At 74.5% G+C, this 21,591-nt stretch carries 13 protein-coding genes and 1 riboswitch; of the genes, 7 read left to right on the top strand and 6 right to left on the bottom strand.

Translation table 11 applies throughout. The features are described 5' to 3' along the window. Nucleotides 1-13: 13 nt before the first annotated feature. From E1212_RS01365 to E1212_RS01355, 3 genes are all read left to right on the top strand, one after another. A complete protein-coding gene (locus E1212_RS01365; protein ID WP_131978002.1) occupies nucleotides 14-3,451 on the top strand; it encodes a TM0106 family RecB-like putative nuclease in 3,438 nt (1,145 codons plus the stop codon). A 27-nt stretch (nucleotides 3,452-3,478) separates the two neighbouring features. Continuing rightward, on the top strand, nucleotides 3,479-4,198 hold the full coding sequence (locus E1212_RS01360; protein ID WP_131977999.1) for a hypothetical protein: 720 nt from the start codon (nucleotides 3,479-3,481) through the stop codon (nucleotides 4,196-4,198). Between the two features lie 76 nt (nucleotides 4,199-4,274). After that, nucleotides 4,275-4,919: a nitroreductase family protein gene (locus E1212_RS01355; RefSeq protein ID WP_131977996.1), complete on the top strand. Its 645-nt coding sequence runs from the start codon at nucleotides 4,275-4,277 to the stop codon at nucleotides 4,917-4,919. A 12-nt stretch (nucleotides 4,920-4,931) separates the two neighbouring features. Here E1212_RS01355 and E1212_RS01350 read toward each other — a convergent pair whose 3' ends face one another. Then, nucleotides 4,932-5,309, bottom strand: coding sequence for a cupin domain-containing protein (locus tag E1212_RS01350; RefSeq protein ID WP_131977993.1), 378 nt, complete (start codon nucleotides 5,307-5,309; stop codon nucleotides 4,932-4,934). A gap of 53 nt (nucleotides 5,310-5,362) precedes the next feature. On the opposite strand from E1212_RS01350, the gene E1212_RS01345 reads away from it, so the two are divergent. The 4 genes from E1212_RS01345 (at nucleotide 5,363) to E1212_RS01330 (ending at nucleotide 18,070) form a co-directional block, all read left to right on the top strand. Continuing rightward, nucleotides 5,363-6,340 (top strand): GlxA family transcriptional regulator, encoded by a 978-nt coding sequence (locus tag E1212_RS01345; protein ID WP_131977991.1) that lies wholly within the window; start codon nucleotides 5,363-5,365, stop codon nucleotides 6,338-6,340. Between the two features lie 140 nt (nucleotides 6,341-6,480). Beyond that, entirely contained in the window at nucleotides 6,481-15,828 is a 9,348-nt protein-coding gene (locus tag E1212_RS01340) for a carboxypeptidase regulatory-like domain-containing protein (RefSeq protein WP_131977988.1), read from the top strand. Further along, a complete protein-coding gene (locus E1212_RS01335) occupies nucleotides 15,825-17,291 on the top strand; it encodes an NAD-dependent succinate-semialdehyde dehydrogenase (protein ID WP_131977985.1) in 1,467 nt (488 codons plus the stop codon). The genes E1212_RS01340 and E1212_RS01335 overlap by 4 nt, the downstream gene beginning before the upstream one ends. A 41-nt stretch (nucleotides 17,292-17,332) precedes the next feature. Further along, on the top strand, nucleotides 17,333-18,070 hold the full coding sequence (locus E1212_RS01330; protein ID WP_131977982.1) for an alanyl-tRNA editing protein: 738 nt from the start codon (nucleotides 17,333-17,335) through the stop codon (nucleotides 18,068-18,070). Nucleotides 18,071-18,085: 15 nt separating this feature from the next. On the opposite strand, the gene E1212_RS01325 is transcribed toward E1212_RS01330, so the two are convergent. From E1212_RS01325 to thiO, 5 genes are all read right to left on the bottom strand, one after another. Further along, nucleotides 18,086-18,604, bottom strand: coding sequence for a DinB family protein (locus tag E1212_RS01325; protein WP_131977979.1), 519 nt, complete (start codon nucleotides 18,602-18,604; stop codon nucleotides 18,086-18,088). Nucleotides 18,605-18,654: 50 nt separating this feature from the next. Further along, complete coding sequence (locus tag E1212_RS01320) at nucleotides 18,655-19,245, bottom strand: HAD-IA family hydrolase (protein WP_131977976.1); 591 nt, start codon at nucleotides 19,243-19,245, stop codon at nucleotides 18,655-18,657. 61 nt (nucleotides 19,246-19,306) lie between these two features. Next, nucleotides 19,307-20,095: a thiazole synthase gene (locus tag E1212_RS01315; protein WP_131977973.1), complete on the bottom strand. Its 789-nt coding sequence runs from the start codon at nucleotides 20,093-20,095 to the stop codon at nucleotides 19,307-19,309. A 1-nt stretch (nucleotide 20,096) separates the two neighbouring features. Next, complete coding sequence (gene thiS / locus E1212_RS01310; RefSeq protein WP_131977970.1) at nucleotides 20,097-20,321, bottom strand: sulfur carrier protein ThiS; 225 nt, start codon at nucleotides 20,319-20,321, stop codon at nucleotides 20,097-20,099. Continuing rightward, nucleotides 20,318-21,490: a glycine oxidase ThiO gene (gene thiO, locus E1212_RS01305; protein ID WP_131977967.1), complete on the bottom strand. Its 1,173-nt coding sequence runs from the start codon at nucleotides 21,488-21,490 to the stop codon at nucleotides 20,318-20,320. Before thiO ends, thiS begins: the two co-directional genes overlap by 4 nt. Beyond that, nucleotides 21,482-21,586, bottom strand: a riboswitch (TPP riboswitch). Its footprint overlaps the gene before it by 9 nt. Between the last annotated feature and the right edge of the window lie 5 nt (nucleotides 21,587-21,591).

The raw sequence follows: 21,591 nt of genomic DNA, 5'->3' as shown, positions 1-21,591 counted from the left end.
AAGGAGGTGCGGCATGTACGTCACCGACAGCGGGCTGGTCCTCAGCCCGACCGACCTGGTCGGCCACCTCGAGTGCCCGCACCTCACCACGCTGAACCGCGAGGTCGCGGAAGGACGGCGGCCGCGGCCGTCCGGCGCCGACCCCGGCGCCGACGTCGTCCGCCGGCGCGGCGACGAGCACGAGGCCGCCGTCCTGGCCGAGATGGCGGCGTCGTTCCGGGTGGTCGAGATCCCGCGCGGCAGCGACCTGGCCGACGCCGAGGACCGCACGCTGGCCGCCATGAAGGACGGCGCCGACCGGATCTTCCAGGCCACCTTCTTCGACGGACGGTGGCGCGGGCACGCCGACTTCCTCGTCCGCAACGACCACCGCCCGTCCGAGCTCGGGCCCTGGTCCTACGACATCGCCGACACCAAGCTGGCGCGCCACGTCAAGGCCGCGGCGCTGCTGCAGATGGCCGTCTACGCCCAGCGGCTCGAGGAGCTGCAGGGCGTCGCGCCGCAAACGCTCACCGTCATCCTGGGCGACCGCCAGCACGTCGCCGTCCCCTACGTCGACGTCGCGGCGTACGCGCGGCACGCCATGCGGCGGTACGGGCAGTGGCTCGCCGACCCGCCCCAGACCTACCCGCTGCGGGTCAGCCACTGCGCCATCTGCCCGTGGAAGGACACCTGCGCCGAGCAGTGGCACGCCGACGACGACCTCGTCCTGGTGCCGTTCCTCCGGCGCGACCAGCGCGAGGCGCTGCGGACCGCCGGCATCACCACCGTCGGCCGGCTGGCCGCCGCCACGCCGGCCGAGCTCGACACCGTCGGGCGAGTCGGCCTCGCGTCCAAGCGCAAGCTCGCCACGCAGGCCCGGCTGCAGGTCGGGGCGCGGTCACAGGAGCTGCCGCCGTACGAGCTGGTGACCCCCATCGAGGTGCGCCGCGGCCTGGCGCTGCTGCCCGCCCCCGACGACGGCGACCTCTTCCTCGATCTCGAGGGCGACCCGTTCTTCGGCGACCACGGGCTCGAGTACCTGTGGGGCGTGTCCGACATGCGCGACGGGTTCGTGTCCTGGTGGGCACACGACCCGCAGGCCGAGCGGCGGGCGTTCGAACACGTCGTCGACCACGTCATGGCCGCATGGCGGGCCCGTCCCGGCATGCACGTCTACCACTACGCGCCGTACGAGCCGAGCCGGCTCAAGGGGCTGTCGCAGCGGTACGGCTCGCGGGTCGACGAGGTCGACGCGCTGCTGCGGGGCGAGCGGCTGGTCGACCTCTACGCCGTCGTCAAGCAGGGTCTGCTCGTCGGCACCGAGTCGTACTCCATCAAGGCGCTCGAGCGGTTCTACTCGCCCGAGGGCCGGCTCGGCGCCGCCGTCAAGGACGCCGGGGCCAGCATCGTCGAGTACGAGCGCTGGCTGGCCGAGCGCGACCAGCAGATCCTCGACGACATCGAGGCCTACAACCGCGACGACTGCGTCAGCACCCGGCAGCTGCGCGACTGGCTCGAAGACCGCCGGGCCGAGGCGCTGGCCGCCGGACACGCCGTCCCGCGCCCCGACGACATCGGCGACGAGCAGGCCGAGCACCTCAAGGAGCGCGACCCCGAGCTGGTCGCCATCGAGGCGCGGCTGCTCGACGGCGTCCCGGCCGACCCCTCGGCCCGTACCCCGCAACAGCGGTCCAGAGCGCTGCTGGCCGGGCTGCTCGAGTGGCACCGGCGCGAGAACCGGGCCGAGTGGTGGGAGTACTTCCGCGTCCGCCGGCTCGCCGTCGACGAGCTGGTCGACGACCCCGCCACGCTCGGCGGACTGCACGCCCCGGAACTGCTGCGCACCGAGAAGCGCTCCGGCGTCTGGCGCTACGCCATCCCCGCGCAGGAGAGCCGGCTGCGCCCCGGCGACCAGTGCGGCCACGCCGGCGCCGACGGCGGCACCAGCAAGATCCTGCGGCTCGACCTCGAGAACGGCATCGTCGAGCTCAAGCGCGCGCTGGCCAAGGAACACCCGCACCCGGTCGCGCTGCTGCCGCCCGACCCCATCCCGGCCGGCGTTCAGGAGAAGGCGCTGGTGCGGGTCGGCGGCTGGGTCTCTGTCCACGGGTTCGAGGCCGAGGGACAGTTCCGCGGCGTGCGCGACCTGCTCTCGTGCGCGACACCGCGACTGGCCGACGGCACCCAGCTGCGGCTGGCCGGCGAGTCCGGCTCCGACGCGTTGCGGCGGGTGGCGCCGGCGCTCGACGGTGCGCTGCCGGTGCAGGGCCCGCCGGGGGCGGGCAAGACCTACGCCGGGTCGCAGGCCGTCGTCGAGCTGCTCCGCGCGGGCAAGACCGTCGGCATCACCGCACTCAGCCACCGGGTCATCACCCACCTGCTCGACGCGGTCATGGCGGCGGCCGGCGGCGAGACCGAGGACGGCTCGCTGTTCGGCGGCCGGCCGCTCGTGCGGGCGATCCAGAAGGCCGACGACGGCAACGCCAGCCGGCACCCGTCGGTCACCGTCACGACCGACAACGCCGACGTCGAGTCCGCCATCGCGGCCGGCACGGTCAACCTCGTCGCCGGCACCGGCTGGCTGTTCGCCCGCCCCGACGTCCGCGTCGACGTCCTCGTGGTCGACGAAGCCGGGCAGTTCTCGCTGGCCAACACCGTCGCCGCCGGGGCCGCCGCCGACTCGCTGGTGTTGCTGGGCGACCCGCGCCAGCTGCCGCAGCCGGCCAAGGGCATCCATCCCGACGGCGCCGGCGTCTCCGCCCTCGACCACGTGCTGGGCGAGCACGACACCGTCCCGCCGGAGCGCGGCCTGTTCCTCGACACCACGTGGCGCATGCACCCCGAGGTGTGCGCGCCGGTGTCCGAGCTGTCCTACGACTCGCTGCTGGTGCCGCGGTCCGGCCTGGAGCGCCAGGTGGTCGGCGGCGACGACGCGCTGGCCGGGGCCGGGGTGCGCTGGGTGCCGGTCGAGCACGCCGGCTGCTCGGTCCGCAGCGATGCCGAGGTGACGGTGGTCTCCGACCTGGTGGCGTCGCTGACCGGCCGCACCTGGACGGCCGGCGACGGGTCGTCGCGGGTGCTCGGGCCGGCCGACATCCTCGTGGTCGCGCCGTACAACGCGCAGGTCGGCCAGCTGCTCGGCGTGCTCGACGGCCGGGCGCGCGTCGGCACCGTCGACAAGTTCCAGGGCCAGGAGGCGCCGGTCGTCATCGTCTCCCTCACCACGTCCTCGGCGAGCGACGCGCCTCGCGGCGTCGACTTCGTCGCCAACCGCAACCGCCTCAACGTCGCGGTGTCGCGGGCCCGGTCGCTGGCCGTGCTGGTCGGCAGCCCGGCCCTGCTGAGCGCGCCGGTGCGCAGCCTCGACCAGGTCCAGGGCGTCAACACGCTGTGCCGCCTGGTCGAGTACGCGGCCCGGCCCGCGGCCGGTGGTGGAGTCCGAGCCTCCCGGCCGGCGGCCGGTGGTTGAGTCCGAGCCTCCCGGCATGCTCGGCCCATGCGGTTCGTCGTCAGGGGAGTCGAGCTCGACCTGACCCGCGAGGACGTGATGCGTGCCCTCACCGGCGTGCAGCCCGCCCCGGTGCAGAAGTACGGCGTGCGCGTCGGCGCCGCCGTCTTCCCCGTCAAGCAGGTGTACCAGCTGGTGACGGGGCTGCCACGCGGTCAGTTCAGCAGCGCCGTCGCCCGGCGGCACCTGCGGTCGCTGGGGTTCGAGATCATCGGTCCCGAGCCGGCCGGGCCGCGGCCGGCCCGGTCCGGCAGGGCCTCGTCCTCTGCTGCCGGCTGGCCGTGGGAGGGCGAGGTGCAGTCGCTGTTCGCGGCGTACCTGCGCGAGCACGGCTGGCGGCTGGTCTCGCTCGCCGACACCGCCTCGCGAGAACACGGCGTCGACGTGGTCGCCCGCAAGGACGACCGGCGGCTCGGCGCCGAGGTGAAGGGCTGGCCGTCGGCCGGATACGCAGACGTCCGGCGGGCCGACGAGATCAAGAAGACGCGCCCGTCCACTCAGGCAGGACACTGGTACTCCCAGGCACTGGTGAAGGCGGTCATGCTCCTGGACTCCCATCCAGGGCACGAGTCTCTGGTGGTCCTGCCGGACATGCCGCGTTACCGCGACCTCGCCGAGCGCACAAGGACCGGACGTGCCGCCGCGGGCGTCCACGTGCTCTTCGTCGCCGAGACCGGCTCCGTCGACTCGCCCGACTGGACGCCGTAGCTTGCCGGTCGCCCCTCGCGCCGCGGGCCGGGTCCGATCAGTAGCCTGACCGGACCGAATCGCCGAGGGAGCCCGCATGGACACCGCCGTCACCGACCACCTGCTCAGCACCACGCGTGCGGTGCGGCGCAAACTCGACCTCGAGCGCGAGGTGGAGCCCGAGGTCATCACCGACTGCCTGCGCCTCGCCGTCCAGGCGCCCACACCGGGTGCGGCGCAGAGCTGGCGGTGGCTGGTGGTGCGCGACCAGGACCTGCGCACGCAGATCGGCGCGATCTTCCGCGAGGTCGGCAGCGAGTACATGCGCCGTCGGCGCGAGGCGGCGGGTGCCGCGGCCGAGCAGCAGCCGATGAAGCGGATCCTCGACTCCGGCCAGCACCTCGTCGACATCATCGAGCGGGTGCCGGTGTTCGTCATCCCGTGCGTGCAGGGCCGGCCGCACGGCACCAACGCCGCCGACTCCGTGTTCTACGGCGGCATCTTCCCTGCTGTCTGGAGCTTCCAGCTGGCGCTGCGCTCGCGCGGCCTCGGCTCCACGCTGACGTCGTACCACCTGGTCAAGGAGGCCGAGGCGGCCCGCATTCTCGGCATCCCCGACGACGTCACCCAGGTGGGACTGCTGCCGATCGCCTACACGACCACCCAGGACTTCAAGCCCGGCACCCGCCAGCCGGTCGAGGAGCTCAGCTACCTCGACCGCTGGGGGACCCCGCTGGTCTAGCGCCGCAGGCGGCTACAGCGCCCGGCCGGCGGTGCTGGCGACGTGCGCGGGCATGTCGCCGTCGTGGTCGCCGGTGTTGACCGTGCCGGTCGGCTCGAACATGAGGATCGACGCGCCGTCGGCGGACGAGGGGCGGTGCTGCACCCCGCGCGGGACGACGAACACGTCGCCGCGGCGCAGCAGCACCGAGGAGTCCGGCAGCGAGATCGTCAGTTCCCCGTCCAGGACCAGGAAGAACTCGTCGGTGTCGTCGTGGGCGTGCCAGACGAACTCGCCCTGCACCTTGGCGATCCTGACGTCGTAGTCGTTGATCTTCGTGACGATGCGCGGGCTCCAGAACTCCTGGAACGAGCCCAGGGCGGCGTCGAGGTTGATCGGTTCCGAAGTCATGCCGTCAAGCCTGGCTGACGACGGAACCACACCGTGAGTGCTAGGAATGGCATATGTCGCAACGATCCTCCCATCCTCGACGGCACCGGGTCGCGCTCGTCGTCGGGCCGGGGTCGAACCCGCTCGAGATGGCCATCGGGATGGAGATGTTCGGCATCGCCCGGCCGGAGCTCGATGTCGACTGGTACGACCTCGTGGTCTGCTCCGCGAGCGACGACGTCGACGTGCGCGAGGGGCTGTTCACCATGCGCTGCCCGGGCACGCTCGACGACGTCGCGACGGCGGACACCGTCATCGCGCCGAACCGGCCCGACCCGGAGCGGGGCTTCGGCGCCGCCACCCTCGAGGCACTCCGCGCCGCGGCCCACGACAACGGCGCGCGCATGGTCAGCTTCTGCACCGGCGCGTTCACGCTGGCCGAGGCGGGCGTGCTCGACGGGCACGCCGTGACCACGCACTGGCGCTGGGCCGACCGGTTCCGCCGCCGTTTCCCCCAGGTCGACCTGCGGCCGAACGTGCTGTTCGTCGACGACGGCCAGGTGCTGACGGCGGCCGGCAGCGCCGCGGCCATGGACCTGTGCCTGCACATCATCCGCTCCGACCACGGCGCGGCCGTCGCGAGCGCCGTCAGCCGCCGGCTGGTCTTCCCCGCGCACCGCGACGGCGGCCAGCAGCAGTTCATCGAGCGCCCGGTCCCGCGGCCCGACGAGGCCACGCTCGCCGGCGTCCTCGACTGGGCCGCCGCCCACCTCGACCGCCCGCTCACCGTCGCCGAGCTGGCCGGTCGCGCGGCCATGAGCCCGAGCACCTTCCACCGCCGGTTCCTCGCCGAGACCGGCACCACCCCGCTGCGCTGGCTGCACCACGAGCGCATCGACCACGCGCGGTCGCTGCTCGAGACCACCGGCCTCGACGTCGCGGAGATCGCGCGGGCGGCCGGGTTCGGGACCGCCGCCAACCTGCGCCAGCACTTCCGCCGGCACACCGGGCTCACGCCCACGGCGTACCGGGCCGCGCACGCTGTCGGGTAGCCGCCATTGGCAGCAACCGGTCACAAGATCAGTCTTTACACCGTCCATGACTGGTCTATACCGTTGCGCACCACCATGCGCTGGTTGGTCCGAATCCCGGGCGGGCGAAGGCGCTGACTCGGTGGTGAAGGGCGGTCACCATGCCTGTACGCACGCTGCTCCCGCGCTCCCTCGCGCTGCTCCTGGCGCCGCTGCTAAGCCTCGCACTGGTGCCGCCGGCGGCGACGGCGTCCGGATCACTCCCGGTGCGGACCGCGGTCACGACGGCGAAGGCCGCGGCCGAGAGCGACCCCGTCCCCGCCGATCTGACCGCGGGACTGCCGGTCGACCCGTCGGAGTTCGGCCGGGACGACGCGACCACGGCGGACGCCGGCACCGCAGCTCCCACCGGTGTCGAGGACGCCGTCCGCACCGCAGTGGCGGACGACGGCACCGTTGCGGTGGTCATCCGGCTGCGCGAGCAGGCCGACCTCGCCGCCGTCGCCGCACAGGCCGACGCCGCCGCGGCCGCCGAACGCGCCCGCCACCGCAGCAGCGCCGCCGACGCCCACGAGGCCGCCCGCGTCGCCCGCACCGAGACCGTCGTCGCCGAGCTCCAGGCGACCGCCGAGGCCAGCCAGCCCGCGGTCCTCGACCTGCTCGCCGACGGCGGCGCCACCGCCGTCACCCCGTACTGGATCTTCAACGGCGTCGCCGCGACCGTCGACGCCGAGACGCTCGCCGCACTCGAGAACCACCCCGGCGTCGCCAGCGTCGGCCTGGACGAGGAGATCACCCTCGAGGAGCCGATCGAGCCCGCCCCCGGCGAGCCGCTGCTGCCCGGCTGGAGCCTGGAGAAGGTCCACGCACCGCAGGCCTGGGCCGACTACGGCGTCCGCGGCGAGGGCGTCGTGGTCGGCATCATGGACGGCGGCGCCGACGGCGGCCACCCCGCGCTCAGCGCCACCTGGCGCGGCACCGACGGCGACCCGGCCACCAGCTGGTACGCCCCGACCGGCGAGAACTACCCGACCCCCGGCGATGGCAACGGCCACGGCACGCACGTCACCGGCAGCATCGTCGGCACCGCGCCCGGCGAGCTGACCGGCGTCGCCCCGGGCGCGCGGTGGATCGCCGCGAAGATCTTCCGCGACTCCGGGAGCACCACCGAGTCGATCATCCACGACGGCTTCCAGTGGATGCTCGCGCCCGGCGGCGACCCGGCCGCCGCGCCCGACGTCGTCAACAACTCGTGGGGCTCCGACGCCGGCGCCGCGACGACGTTCTGGGACGACGTCGCCGCCTGGGAGGCCGCCGGCATCGTGCCGATCTTCGCCAACGGCAACAACGGCCCGGCACCGGGGACGGTCGGCTCGCCGGCCAGCTTCCCGAACGCGATCGGCATCGGCGCGACGGACGTCAACGACGTCGTCGCCGGCTTCTCCAGCCGCGGCCCGGCGATCTGGGACGGCGAGCGCATTCGCAAGCCGCAGGTCAGCGCGCCCGGCCACCAGATCCGCTCGACCTGGCCGCGCGACCTCCCCGAGAGCGACGGCGGCTACCACACGATCTCCGGCACCTCGATGGCCGCGCCGCACGCCACCGGCGTGGTCGCACTGATGCTGTCGGCGAACCCGGACCTCACCATCGACGACATCCGCGGCCTGCTCGAGGACACCGCGCGCACCGAGGCGCACATGGGCGAGCTGCCCAACGACAGCTACGGCGCCGGCATCGTCGACGCGTACGCCGCCGTCACCCGCGCGGCCTACTCGGGCACCGTCGCGGGCACCGTCACCGGCACTGACGGCGACCCCGTCGGCGCCGCCACCGTCACCGTCGGCGACGAGACCACGACCACGGACGACGCCGGCGCCTACACGCTGCCGGTCGCCGCGGGCGAGCACCCCGTGACGGCGGCCGCCTACGGCTACGTCACCGCGACGACCGCCGTCGCGGTCGAGACCGGAGCGACCGTCACCCTCGACCTGGAGCTCGAGACCGCCGCGACGCACGACGTCACCGGCACCGTCACCGGGCCCGGCGGACCGGTCGAGCACGCGCGCGTCACCCTGGCCGGCACCCCGTTCGACGCCGCGACCACCGACGCCGACGGCGCCTTCGCGTTCGGCGGCGTCGCCGCCGGCACGTACACCGTCCGGGTCACCGCCGCCGGCCACCAGCCGGTGACCGCCGACGCGACCGTCGACGGCGACGAGCATCTCGACCTCGCCCTCGACGCGCTGGACCAGCCCACCGACCCCGGCTGGTCGCAGTACCAGAACAACGCGACCCGCAGCGGCATGGCCGGCGACGCGCTCGCGGCCGGCACGCTGCGGCCGAGCTGGACGCAGGACGCGGACAGCCCCGTGACGTTCGCCTCGCCGGTCATCGCCGGCGGCCGGGTCTTCCTCGGCTCCGACGCCGGCCGGCTGGCCGCCTACGACGCCGCGAGTGGTGAGCGGCTCTGGTCGTTCCAGACCGGCGACGCGCTGCGCGGCACCCCGGCTGTGGCCGGCGATCTGGTCGTCGCCGGCGGCGGGCTCGACGGCGGACTGGTCGCGCTCGACGCGGCGACCGGGCAGCAGCGCTGGGCGGTCCCGACGCCGGACCGGCTGACCGTCTACACCGCGCCGAGCGTGGTCGACGGCGTCGTCTACGCGGCGACCGGGCCGACGCAGGACCGTGAGGACACGGTGTTCGCGTTGGACGCGGCCACCGGACAGCAGCTGTGGTCCGCCGACGTCGGCACCTCGGTGTTCGCCGGCCCGGCCGTCGGCGAGGGCCTGGCGATCGTCGGGAACGCCGACGACGGCGAGCTGGTCGCGCTGGACGCCGCCACCGGGGCGGTCCGCTGGACGCTGACCCGTGAGGACGACTACTTCATCGGCGGCGCGAGCATCGTCGACGGCACCGTGTTCGTCCCGACGACGGACGGCGACGGCGGCGGCAGCCTGCTCGCGGTCGACGCCGCCACCGGGGCGCTGCGCTGGGAGGCCGACACGCACGGCGACGGCCAGGGCAGCACGCCGACCGTCTACGGCGACCTGGTCATCGCCGGGTCGCACGGCCTCGGGCTGGTCGTCGCGTACGACCGCGGGACCGGCGAGCAGGTCTGGCAGTACGCGGTGTCCGGCGCCGTGAGCGCGTCGGTCATGGTCACCGACGACGGGTTCGTGGTCGGCGGCTCGCAGCTCGACCACCGGCTCTGGGCGCTGGACGCCGCCACCGGCGCGCTGGTGTGGGAGACAGCGGCCGAGGGCAACGTGACGACGTCGCCCGCCTACGCCGACGGGCTGCTGGTCACGGCCGACGTGCGCGGCAACGTGTTCGCGTTCCATCCGACCGGCACCGTCCGCGGCACCGTCACCGGACCCGACGGCCCGGTCGCCGCGACCGTCCGCATCGAGGAGACCGGGGCCGAGGTCACCGCCGACCCCGGCACCGGCGCGTTCGAGCTGACCGAGCCGCCCGGCACCTACACCGTCACCGTCGCGCACTACGGCCTGAGCACCGACACCCGCACGGTCGAGCTGGCCGCGGGCGCCACCGTGACGATCGACGCCGAGCTCACCGCCGTCGAGACCGGCGCCGTCACCGGCACCGTCAGCGACGCGGCGGGCGATCCGCTCGGCGGGGTCACCGTCACCCTGGCCGGCACCCCGCTCGACGCCGTCACCACCGACTCCACCGGCGCCTTCGAGTTCGACGACATCGCCGCCGGCACCTACCCCCTCGAGGCGGAGCTGACCGGCTACGCCCCGCTGCGCGTGCGGATCACCGTCACCGCCGGCGAGACCACGGACGCGCAGCTCACGCTGACCCGGTACGAGGTCGCCGTCGTCGGCGACGACCGCGGCCGCATCCTGTCCGTGCTCGAGGACCTCGGCTACGCCGCCCAGTCCACGGACTACGCCGATGTCGCGGCGCGGGCGGGTGACTTCGAGGTGGTCGTGGCCAACGGCGCCGACGGCACCGAGCCGGGGCAGGAGGCGTTCGGGCGGTTCCTCGCCGCCACCGACGCGGCCGGGACCAGCGTCGTCTGGCTGGACCAGTGGTCGCTCGGCTGGGGCGCGATCAACCACCTCGTCGACTACACCGGCGACCCGCAGGCCGCGCCCGGCGACCTCAGCGGTGCCGGGCGGGTGTCGTTGCTCGCGACGGCGGAGCACCCGCTGACCGCCGGGCTGCCGCTGGACGCGCGGACGGAGATCCTGGTGCCGGGCTCCGCCTGGTCGGCGTTCACGGGCTACTCCGGCATCACCGTCGCCGAGCTGCACACCGACGAGGCCGGCGCGGCCGGCGGCGGCATCGGCTACGCGCCGCGCGGCACCGGCAGCGCCCACGTGCTGCTCGGCTCGCTGGCCGCGGCCGCGAGCTGGGGCGTCCCGGACACCGACTGGCTGGCGCCCGCGTTCACCGTCCTCGGCAACGCCGTGGAGTACGCCGCCGGTGCGGAGTTCGGCGCCGTCGCGGGCACCGTCACCGACGAGACCGGCGCGCCGCTCGCGGGCGCCACCGTCGCCGCGGGCGGCCAGAGCGCCACGACCGGCGCCGATGGCCGCTACCGGCTGCTGCTCGAGCCCGGCGACCACACGCTGCGGTTCACCCGGCCCGGCAGCACGCCGGTCGAACAGGGCGTCACCGTCACCGCCGGCGGCGAGCTCACCGCCGACGCGACCCTCACGAGCTCCGGCCTCGGGGCGGTCCGCGGCACCGTCACCAGCGGCCGCGACGGTACTCCCGTCGGCGGCGCGCAGGTCGCGCTCACCGGGACCGAGCTCACCGCCACCACCGACGCGGCCGGCACGTACCGGCTGGCCGACGTGCCCGGCGGGACGTACGAGCTGCGGGTGTCGGCCGACGGCCACTTCTCCGCGACCGCAGCCGTCACCGTCGTCGCCGGCCGGGAGGCCGTCGCCGGCGTCGAGCTGGAGCCGGCGCCGCGGGTCGGCGTCATCGGCGACTACGCGAGCGACGGCATCGTCGCGCTCCTGACGGGCGCGGAGATCGCCGCCGAGCCGATCGCGTTCACCGACGTCGCGCGGGTCGGCGAGTTCGACGTCATCGTGTTCAACGACCCGCCCGACCCGGGCCGGGCCGCGTTCGTGGCGTTCCTCGACGCGATGGACGCCGCGCAGGTCAGCGGCATCTTCCCGGACGACCGGTTCAGCTCCGACGGCGGGGTGCGGCTGCTGCGCACGCACCTGGGCGACCCGGCCGGCACCACGCCGGTCAGCAGCGAGGGCATCGTCTCGCTGGCGCCGACACGGCCGGAGCACCCGCTGTTCGCCGGCCTGCCCGGCCAGCCGGAGATCCTGCTCGCCGACCGGTACAGCACCGGGATCGTCGGCTACTCCGGCGTGCCGCTGGCGCACACCGTCACCGAGGAGGGCGGCGACCGCGGCGTCGGCGCCGCGTACACCGCGCGTACGCCCGGCAGCGTCCACCTGCTGCTCTCGGGCCTGGCCGCGACGCTGCTGCAGCACCCGGCCGAGGACTGGACCGACGACGGCCGCGCGCTCTACGTCAACGCGGTCCGCTGGGCCGCCGCACCCGGACTCGGCAGCGTCGAGGGCACGGTCAGCGGCGTCGACGGCGTGCCCGTGCCCGCAACCGTCGAGGTGGTCGAGACCGGCCATTCCGCCTCCGCCGACGCGACCGGCGCCTACGTCATCCCGCTCGAGGCCGGCGACTACACGCTGCGGATCAGCGCGTTCGGGTACAAGACCGCCGAGCACGAGGTCGCCGTCACCCGCAACGGCGTCACCGAGCTCGACGCCGAGCTGACCCCGTCCGACACCGGGGCCGTCCGCGGCCGGATCACCGGCGAGGTGGACATCAGCGGCCCGTCCGCCTTGGGCGAGCCGATCGCCGGGGCGACGGTGGCGCTGCTCGGCACGCCGCTGACCACCACGACCGCCGAGGACGGCAGCTACGCGCTCGGGCTGGTCGAGCCGGGCGACTACGAGCTCGAGGTGGTCGCCGACGGGCACGTGCGCACTCGCGTCGCGGTGTCGGTCACCATCGGCGCGGAGACCGGCGCCGATGTCGAGCTGCGGTCGTCGCCGTCGGTCGGCGTCGTCGACGACTACCAGGGCCGGCTGGCCGGGTACCTGCAGCACTGGGGCTATGCGCCGCGGCCGCTGACCTGGACCGACACCGCCGCCGTCGGCGACCTCGACCTCGTCGTCGCCAACCTCGGCTCGTCGTCCGGGTTCGACCCCGGCGCGGCGGGCTGGGCCGCGTTCGACGACGCGCTCAACCGCGCCGGCGTGCCCGTGGTCTGGCTGGACCAGTTCGGCCGCGGCTCGTTCCGCTACCTGTCCGATTACGGCGGCGACCCCGGCGTGGCCGGCGAGACCCGCAACGACGGCGCCGTCACGGCCTCCGCCGCACACCCCGAGCACCCGCTGCTGGCCGGGCTGTCCGACACGTTCCCGCTGGTCGAGGAGGACGGCGAGTACTCCTGGTTCGAGGACTTCAGCGGGACGACGGTCGCGACCGTGCGCTCCGAGAACGGTACGGAGCGCGGGCTGGCCGGCGTGCGGCACCGCGGCGCCCGGGCGGTCGACGTGCTGCTCGGCACGCTGTCGGTGAGCACCTACGGCTACCCGGCCTACGGCACGCAGCCCGGCCTGAGCTGGTCCCCGGAGGCGGAGCGGCTGCTGCGCAACGCCCTCGGCCACGCGCTCGACACCGACCGCGTCGGCGCCGAGGTGCGCGGCACCCTCACCGACGCCGGCGGCACGGCGCTGACCGGCAGCGTCACCGTCGCCGAGACCGGCCAGACGGTGCCCGCGCGGTCCGGCGACGGCAGCTTCGTCGTCCCGCTGCCGCCCGGAACGTGGACGCTGCGCGCGGAGAGCTTCGGACATGTGACGGCGGAGGTGCCGGTCACCGTCGCCGCCGGCCAGGTGCTGACCCGGCCGATCCAGCTCGCGACCCGAGCGATGGGCACCGTCGCGGGCACGGTCACCGGACCCGACGGCGCCGCGGTCGGCGGGGCGCGGGTCGAGCTGCTCGGCACGCCGCTGACGGCGACGACGGACGCCGACGGCGCGTTCAGCGTGGCCGGGGTGCCGGCCGGCGCGTGGACGGTGCGCGTGACCGCGGCCGGCCATCAGGCGTTCGAGCGGTCCGTGGCGGTGCCGGGCGGCGGGACGGCGAACGTCGACGTCCGCTTGCGGGCGTCGCTGCCGGTCGCCGTCGTCAAGGACCTGTCGTCGTCGATCACCGGCCTGCTGCAGGGCGAGGGGTACGCCGTCGAGCAGGTCAGCGGGCCGCAGCTGGCCGGCCTCGCGGCGCGGGTCGGCGACTTCCGGCTGGTCGTCCTCAACGGCACGGTCCTGACCTCGGAGCGCGCGGCGTTCGCACAGGTCGTCGATGCCGCGGCGGCCGCGGGCGTCTCCGTCGTCCACGCCGGGCAATGGGGCGGGTACGCCGTCGGCGCGCTGTCGGCCCTGCGCGGCGACCCGGAGGCCGTCGACTACGACTTCGTGACCGAGGCGGTCGAGGTCGTCCCGTCGGCCGAGCACCCGATCTTCGCCGGGTACGCGTCCGGCGAGCCGATCCCGCTGCTGGTCAACCCCGGCGGCAACCAGCAGTACCTGACCTACTCGGGCTACAGCGGCACGACGGTGGCGACGCTGCGGTCCGCGACGGACGGGGCCGCGCTCGGTGACGGGGTCGGCTACCGGTTCACCTCCGGGACCAGCGTCGAGATCCTGCTCGGCGGGCTCGCGGCCAGCTCGTACGGCCGGCCCGGTGACCGCTGGACCGAGGCCGCGGAGGACATCTACCTCAACGCCGTCGCGTGGGCGGCCGAGGCACGGCAGGCGCAGGTCGCGGGCGTGGTGACGGCGGACGGCGAGGCGGTCGACGGCGCCACCGTGACGGCCGTCGAGGCGGCGGCGTCGGCGACGACCGGTGCCGACGGCGCCTACGTGCTGGGGCTCGCGGCCGGCACGCACACGATCCGGGTCGAGGCGTTCGGGTACGCGCCGTCGACGCGGACCGTCGAGGTCCCGGCGTCCGGGACGGTCACCCTCGACGTCGCGCTGTCGCCGCTGCCGCGGGGGAGCGTGGCCGGCACCGTCACGTCCGCCGACGGCGAGCCGGTGGCCGGCGCCGTCGTCACCGGGACCGGGCCGGACGGCTGGACCGCCACCACCGACGAGACCGGAGCGTACGCCGCCGGCGGCCTGCTCGAGGGTACCTACGCGGTCACCGTCAGCGCCGATGGGCACCTGCCGGCGACGGCGTCGGTGGCCGTGACGGCGGACGCCACGGCCACGCTGGACGTCACGCTGGAGCCGCTGGACGTGGGCGTGCTCGGCGACGTGGGCGGCGCGGTCACGGCGTTCCTGCGCGACGCCGGGGTCGCCGCGGCGCCGGTGGACTGGACCGTCGCGTCCGGGAGCCTGGACGCCTACGAGGTGGTCGTGGTCAACGGCGGCCGGCCGGACCGCGCGACGTTCGAGGGCGTGCTGGCCGCTGCCGACGCCGCCGAGGCCAGCCTCGTCTTCACCGGCACCTGGGGTGTCGGCCAGGGCGGCGTCCGGCTGCTCGAGACCTACACCGGCCGGGTCGCCGTCGGGGCCCAGGGCTACGGCGAGGGCGCGGTCACGATGACCGGCTTCGACCCGGCGCACGAGCTGTTCGCCGGTCTGTCCGATCCGGCGACGCTCATCACCGACGGCGGCTACTACAGCGCGCTGTCGTCGTACGTGGGCCGGCCGCTGGCGACGCTGTCCTCGCCGGCGACGGGGATCGCGGCCGGGTACGACTGGCGCACCGATGCGAGCGTCGAGGTCGTGCTGTCGGCGAGCGCGGTGACCGGCGCCGTCGGTCCCGGACTGGGCTGGACCGGCGACGGCGAGCGGCTGCTGCTCAACGCCGTCGACTGGGCCCGCGACGTGACGGTGACGGCTCCTGGCGTTCCGGCCCTCGAGGCGCCCGCGGTCACCGTGACCGGCACCGTCGCGGTCAGTGGCAGCGCGGACTGGCCGTCGACGGTGACGGTGCTGGCCGGCGGCGAGCCGGTCGCGACGGCGCGAACGGCGCCTGACGGCAGCTGGCACCTGGCGGCGCCCGTCGCCGTCGGCGGGAGCGAGCTGACCGCCGTCGCCGCCAACGCCGCGGGTCAGTCCGCCGCGACCGAGCCGGTCGCCGTCGAGCGCTGGGAGCCGGAGTGGAGCGTCACCGGGACCGGCCGGATCCGCCCGGTCCTGCTCGGCTTCGCCGGACCGTCCCGGACGGGCGCGCCCGCCGACGACGCCGTCCTCGTCGTCCGCGACGCCTCCGGCGCCGAGGTCGGCCGGCACGACCTGCGCTGGGCCGGCCTGCGGTACCTGCACGTGCTGTCCGGGCCGGCCGGGGGCACGTACGCGCTGAGCGCGGAGCTCGACGTGGCCGGGCTGCATCTCGTCGTTGCCGGTCCCGCCGTGTCGATTCCCGGAACGGGTCGCGACATGGCATGGCCCGTGGGGGTAGGAATGGATCCATGAGTGCGGACCATGAGCGTGCAGTGCTGTCCGGAGTGCCGACCGACCTGCTGATCGGCGGCGGCTGGAGGGCCGCCTCCTCCGGTGAGCGGTTCGACGTCGAGGACCCGTCCACGGGCGAGGCCGTCGCGAGCGTCGCCGACGCCACCGTCGACGACGGCCTGGCGGCCCTCGGGGCGGCGGCCGAGGCGCAGGCCTCGTGGGCGGCCACCCCGCCGAGAGAGCGCGGCGAGCTGCTGCGCGGGGCGTTCGAGCTGGTCACGGAGCGGGCGGACGACCTCGCGCTGCTGATGACGCTCGAGATGGGCAAGGCGGTCAAGGAGTCGAAGGCCGAGGTCACCTACGCCGCGGAGTTCCTGCGCTGGTTCTCCGAGGAGGCGGTCCGCGTGAGCGGCGGCTACTCGGTCGCGCCGGCCGGCGGCAGCCGCCTGCTGACCATGAAGCAGCCGGTGGGACCGTCGTTCTTCATCACGCCGTGGAACTTCCCCATGGCCATGGGGACGCGCAAGATCGCCCCGGCCATCGCGGCGGGCTGCACCATGGTCGTGAAGCCGGCGCACGAGACGCCGCTGTCGATGCTGGCGCTGGCGCAGATCCTGCGCGAGGCCGGTCTGCCCGACGGCGTCCTCAACGTCATCCCGACCTCGTCCAGCGGCAAGGTCTCCGAGCCGATCATCCGCGACCCGCGGCTGCGCAAGCTCTCCTTCACCGGCTCCACCGGTGTCGGGCGGACGCTCATCGAGCAGTCGGCGCAGCAGGTGCTCCGCGTCTCCATGGAGCTCGGCGGCAACGCGCCGTTCCTGGTGTTCGAGGACGCCGACCTCGATGCCGCTGTCGACGGCGCCATGCTCGCCAAGATGCGCAACGTCGGCGAGGCGTGCACCGCGGCCAACCGCTTCCACGTCCACGAGTCCGTCGCGGACGAGTTCACCGCGCGGCTGGCCGAGCGGATGGGCGCCCTGCGCGTGGGCCGCGGCACCGACGACGGCGTCGACGTCGGCCCGTTGGTGTCGGCCAAGCAGCGTGGCACCGTCGAGGAGCTGCTCTCCGACGCCGTCGACCGCGGTGCGAAGGTCGTCACCGGTGGTGGCCGGGTCGGCGACGCCGGGTACTTCTTCCAGCCGACCGTCCTGTCCCAGATACCCGACGACGCCCGCCTGCTGACGGAGGAGATCTTCGGCCCCGTCGCTCCCGTCACCACCTTCTCCTCCGACGAGCAGGCGGTGGCGCGCGCCAACGCCACCGAGTACGGCCTGGTCGCGTACGTCTTCACCCGCGACCTGCAGCGCGCGATCCGGGTCAGCGAGAGCCTCGAGGTCGGCATGGTGGGCCTCAACGCCGGCATCGTCTCGAACCCCGCCGCACCCTTCGGCGGCGTCAAGGCGAGTGGCTTCGGCCGCGAGGGCGGCGTCCAGGGCATCGAGGAGTTCCTCGAGACCAAGTACGTGGCGATCAGCCTTCCCTGACGTCCTTCCCAGTCGTCCGGGCCGGGAGTACGGTCCGTGGGGTGCGACATGACCACCACGGCCGTACCCACCGGCTCGAGCTCGACGACCAGACGCTGCGCGAGTGGGACTGCACGGTCCTGGCCAGCGATCCCGAGGACGGGCTGGTGCTCGACCGCTCCGCCTTCTACCCCGGCGGCGGCGGCCAGCCGCCGGACCAGGGCGTCCTGATCTGGGGCGGGGTGCAGACCCGCATCGTCGGCGTCCGCCCGCGCGACGACCTGTGGCTGGTCCCCGACCCCGGTGACCCGCTGCCGCCGGTCGGCACCCGGGTCCGCGGCGCCGTCGACGACGACCGGCGCAGCCTGCTCATGCGGACCCACTCGGGCCTGCACGTCCTCTGCGGCGTCATGGCGCGCGACTTCGGCGTGCCGGTCACCGGCGGCAACATGGAGCCCGGCCAGGCCCGCCTCGACTTCGACCTCGCCGAGGTCCCGCCCGGCTTCAAGGACGACCTCACTGCGGCGCTGAACGCGGAGGTGGCTGCCGACCGCGCCATCCAGGTCCGCGTCCTGCCGCGGGAGGAGGCCTACGCCCTGGGCCCCATCGTCAAGACGGCGACCGACCTCCTGCCGCCCGACCTCGAGGACATCCGCCTGGTCGACATCAACGGTCTCGACCTGCAGGCCGACGGCGGCACCCACGTCGCGTCGACCAAGCAGATCGGGCGCATCGACGTGGCGAAGGTCGAGAACAAGGGCCGCGGCTTCCGCCGCATCCGCCTGCGCATCGGCGACTGACGACGTCAGCGGGCGTCACTCGCCGACGGCGCCGTCGATGACCTGGCGGAGGAGGTCGAGGTGGCCGCAGTGGCGGCCGGTCTCCTCGATCAGGTGGATGACGGCGTACCGCAGGTCGAAGTCGAAGCCTTCGCTGCGCGCGACGTCGTCCAGAGAGTTGGCGGCGATGACCTCGTTGGACCGCGCGCACTCGGCCAGGTAGGTGCGGACGACGGACGCCAGCGTCTCGCCGGGCTCGAGGTCGAAGCCGCCGGCGTCGTGCTCGCCCCAGGGGTCGGGGACGTCGGGGAGGGCGGCGAAGTCGAGGGCGAACCACCACCGCTCGACGCACATGAGGTGCCGGACGATGCCGGCGGGGGTGAGGGTGCTGGGCGGGACGGAGGCCGTGGTGGCCTGCTCGGTGGTCAGGCCGGCCACCTTGTTGACCACGGTCTCGCGCAGGAAGTCGAGCCGGAGCACCAGCGCGTCCTTCTCGGCGGCCCGCAGTGGCGGTTCGACACGTGTCAGCGGCACCACGGCGTCGACGTCGGTCATCTGCCTCACCTCGTGCGTCAGACCGTAGCGGACCCGACTGACACCGGCGGTCAGATCAGCCGATACATCTTGCACGCGTCGGTCAGATCGCTCGCCGACGTGAACAGGTGTGCCCGCATGCCGACCGCCGACGCACCGCGCACATTGGCCGAGGAGTCGTCGAGGAAGAGGACGGCCGAGCGCGCCACACCCAGCACGCGCAGCACGTGCATGAAGATCCGGAGATCGGGCTTGGCCACGCCGATCTCCGCGGAGTTGAAGACCTCGTCGAAGTCGTCGGCGATGCGCAGCTCGGCCAGTTCGGCGCCGACGCGGTCGGTGCCGTTGGTGAGCAGGCCGACCCGGACGCCGTCGACCCGCAGCTTGCGGACCAGTGTCAGCACCTCGCGGTCGACGGCGGGACGCTGCGTCGCCCAGGCGGTGGCGGCCACCGGCCCGACGGCGGACGCGACGCGGTCGACCCACTCGGCCCGGGTGATGGCGCCGGTGACGACCGAGTGCAGCAGCCGGGTCTCGAACGCCGTCTCGTGCAGTCTGCCCGGCGGCAGCCCGCTCTTCCGCTCGATCGCCTCTGTCGCCGCCGGGTCGTAGTGGCGCACCACGCCGTCGAGGTCGAGCAGGAGGACGTCGATCAGACCCATGAGGACGAATCGTGCCAGGAACGATCATCCGGCGACAGCCGGACGCCGACACCCGGGACGGTCACATCGCCAGATCCAGGTTGGCCCGCCCGTCGACCGGCGACGACGCCAACGCGTCCTCGCGCCGCGGGATCCGGCCGGCCAGCGCGGCGTCGCGGCCGGCCTCGACCGCCAGCCGCATCGCCCGGGCCATGCGGACGGGGTCGGCGGCGCGGGTGACCGCGGTGGCGAGCAGGACGCCGTCGCATCCGAGCTCCATGGCCTGCGCGGCCTCGGAGGCGGTGCCGATGCCGGCGTCGAGGATGACCGGGACGGAGGCGTCGGCGACGATCGCGGCGATGTTGCGCGGGTTGAGGATGCCCAGCCCGGTGCCGATGGGCGCACCGAGCGGCATGACCGCCGCACAGCCGACGTCGGCGAGCTTGCGCGACAGGATGGGGTCGTCGTTGGTGTACGGCAGGACGGTGAAGCCGTCGTCGACCAGCTGGCGAGCGGCCGAGACCAGCTCGACGGGGTCGGGCAGCAGTGTGACGTCGTCGGCGATGACCTCGAGCTTCACCCAGTCCGTCTCGCACGCCTCGCGGCCCAGCTTCGCCGTCAGCACGGCCTCGGCGGCGGAGAAGCAGCCGGCGGTGTTCGGCAGCGCGCGGATGCCGTTGCGCTGCAGGAGCTCCCAGACCGATCCCTCGCCACCGGCCTGCACCCGCCGCAGCGCGACCGTCGTCAGCTCCGTCCCGGACTCCAGCAGCGCCGCCTCGAGCCCGAGCAGGCTCGGAGCGCCGCCGGTGCCCATGATGAGCCGCGACGTCAGCTCCACGCCGGCGATGACGAGCGGATCGTGGCCGGTCATGTCAGCCTCCTTGGACGGCGGTGATGATCTCGATCTTGTCGTCGGGTCGCAGGCTTGTGGCCGGCCACTCGGCGCGCGGCACGACGATCTGGTTGACGGCGACGGCGATGCCGCGGTCGCTGAACGTGCCGTCGGGCTTGGTCATGGTGCGCAGCACCACGTCGCCCAGCGTCGCGTCGGAGTCGAAGGCGACGATGTCGCCGTTGACCGTCACCACCGTGGTCATGGGGGTCCTCCCGTCACAGTCGCGGCGAACCGGCGCGGGTCCGCCGCCGCGGCCCACTCGGGCACCGTTCCCGCACCGTACCGAGCGGCGAGCGCCGACGCGGTGATCGGCGCGAGGAGGATGCCGTTGCGGTAGTGGCCGGTCGCGAGGACCAGGCCGGGAATGCCCGAATCGCCGATGAGGGGCAGGTTGTCCGGGCTGCCCGGCCGGGCCCGCGCCGTCAGCTCGGTGAGGGGCAGCTCGTCGATGCCCGGCACCAGCGCCCGGGCGTCGCGCAGCACCGCGAACGTCGCGCCGGCGGTGACCCGCCGGTCGTCGGGCTGCTCCTCGCTGGTGGCGCCGACGACGACCTCGCCGCCGGTCCGCGGCACGAGGTAGACGGGCCGGGCCTGGACGAAGCCGCGCACCACCCGGCTCAGCGTGAACCCCGGCTCTCCCGACCCGTCGAGCCGCAGCACCTGTCCCTTGACCGGCCGGGTGGGGACGGCGGACAGGCCCGGCAGCGCGCGGGCGAGGTCGCGGACCAGCCGGCGGCTGGCCCAGCCGGCCGCCAGCAGCACCGACCCGGCCGTGTGCCGCTCCCCGTGATCGTCGATCACCCCGCCGACGGTGCCCGACGGTGTCAGCCGCAGCTCCGCGACGCGGCGGCGGACGATCGCCACGCCACGGTCCGCCAGCACGGCCAGCAGTGCCGCGTGCACCCGGCGCGGGTCGACCTGGTGCTCGTCCGGCGTCCAGGTGGCGCCGGCGATGCGCGGGCCGAGCAGCGGCTCCAGCCCGCGGGCGTCGTCGACGGTGATCTCCTCGACCGGCAGGCCGAGCCCGCGTCGCAGGTCGAGCAGCCGGTGCAGGTGCTGCCGGTCGCCGGAATCGTAGGCGACGGTGAGCGTGCCGGAGCGCCGGAAGGCGAGATCCGCGCCGCCCGCTGCCTCGGACAACTCGGCGGCGAAGTCCGGCCACGCCCGCGCCGACGCGACGTTCAGCGCCGTCAGGTGGTCCTCGCCGAACTCCGCCTCGGTGACGTCGGCCAGCATGCCCGCGGCCGCGAAGGTGGCGCCGTCGCCTGGCGCGGGGTCGAGGACGGTGACCGCGAGGCCGAGCTGCGACAGCCGCCACGCCGCCGCGGCGCCGATGATGCCGCAGCCCACGACGGCCACGTCGACACCCACCTGATCGCTCCCTCCGCTGGCATGACCCAGTTCAGGTTCTACGGTCGGCCTGCTGGCCCTCTCAGCCCTGCCGCCAGGGCTCCCGTGCACTCACCACCGTA

The sequence above is a fragment of the Jiangella ureilytica genome, assembly GCF_004348545.1.
Taxonomy (GTDB): Bacteria; Actinomycetota; Actinomycetes; order Jiangellales; family Jiangellaceae; genus Jiangella; species Jiangella ureilytica.
Note: the sequence above shows the minus strand (reverse complement) of the source record. Positions and strands in the feature narration are given on the sequence as shown.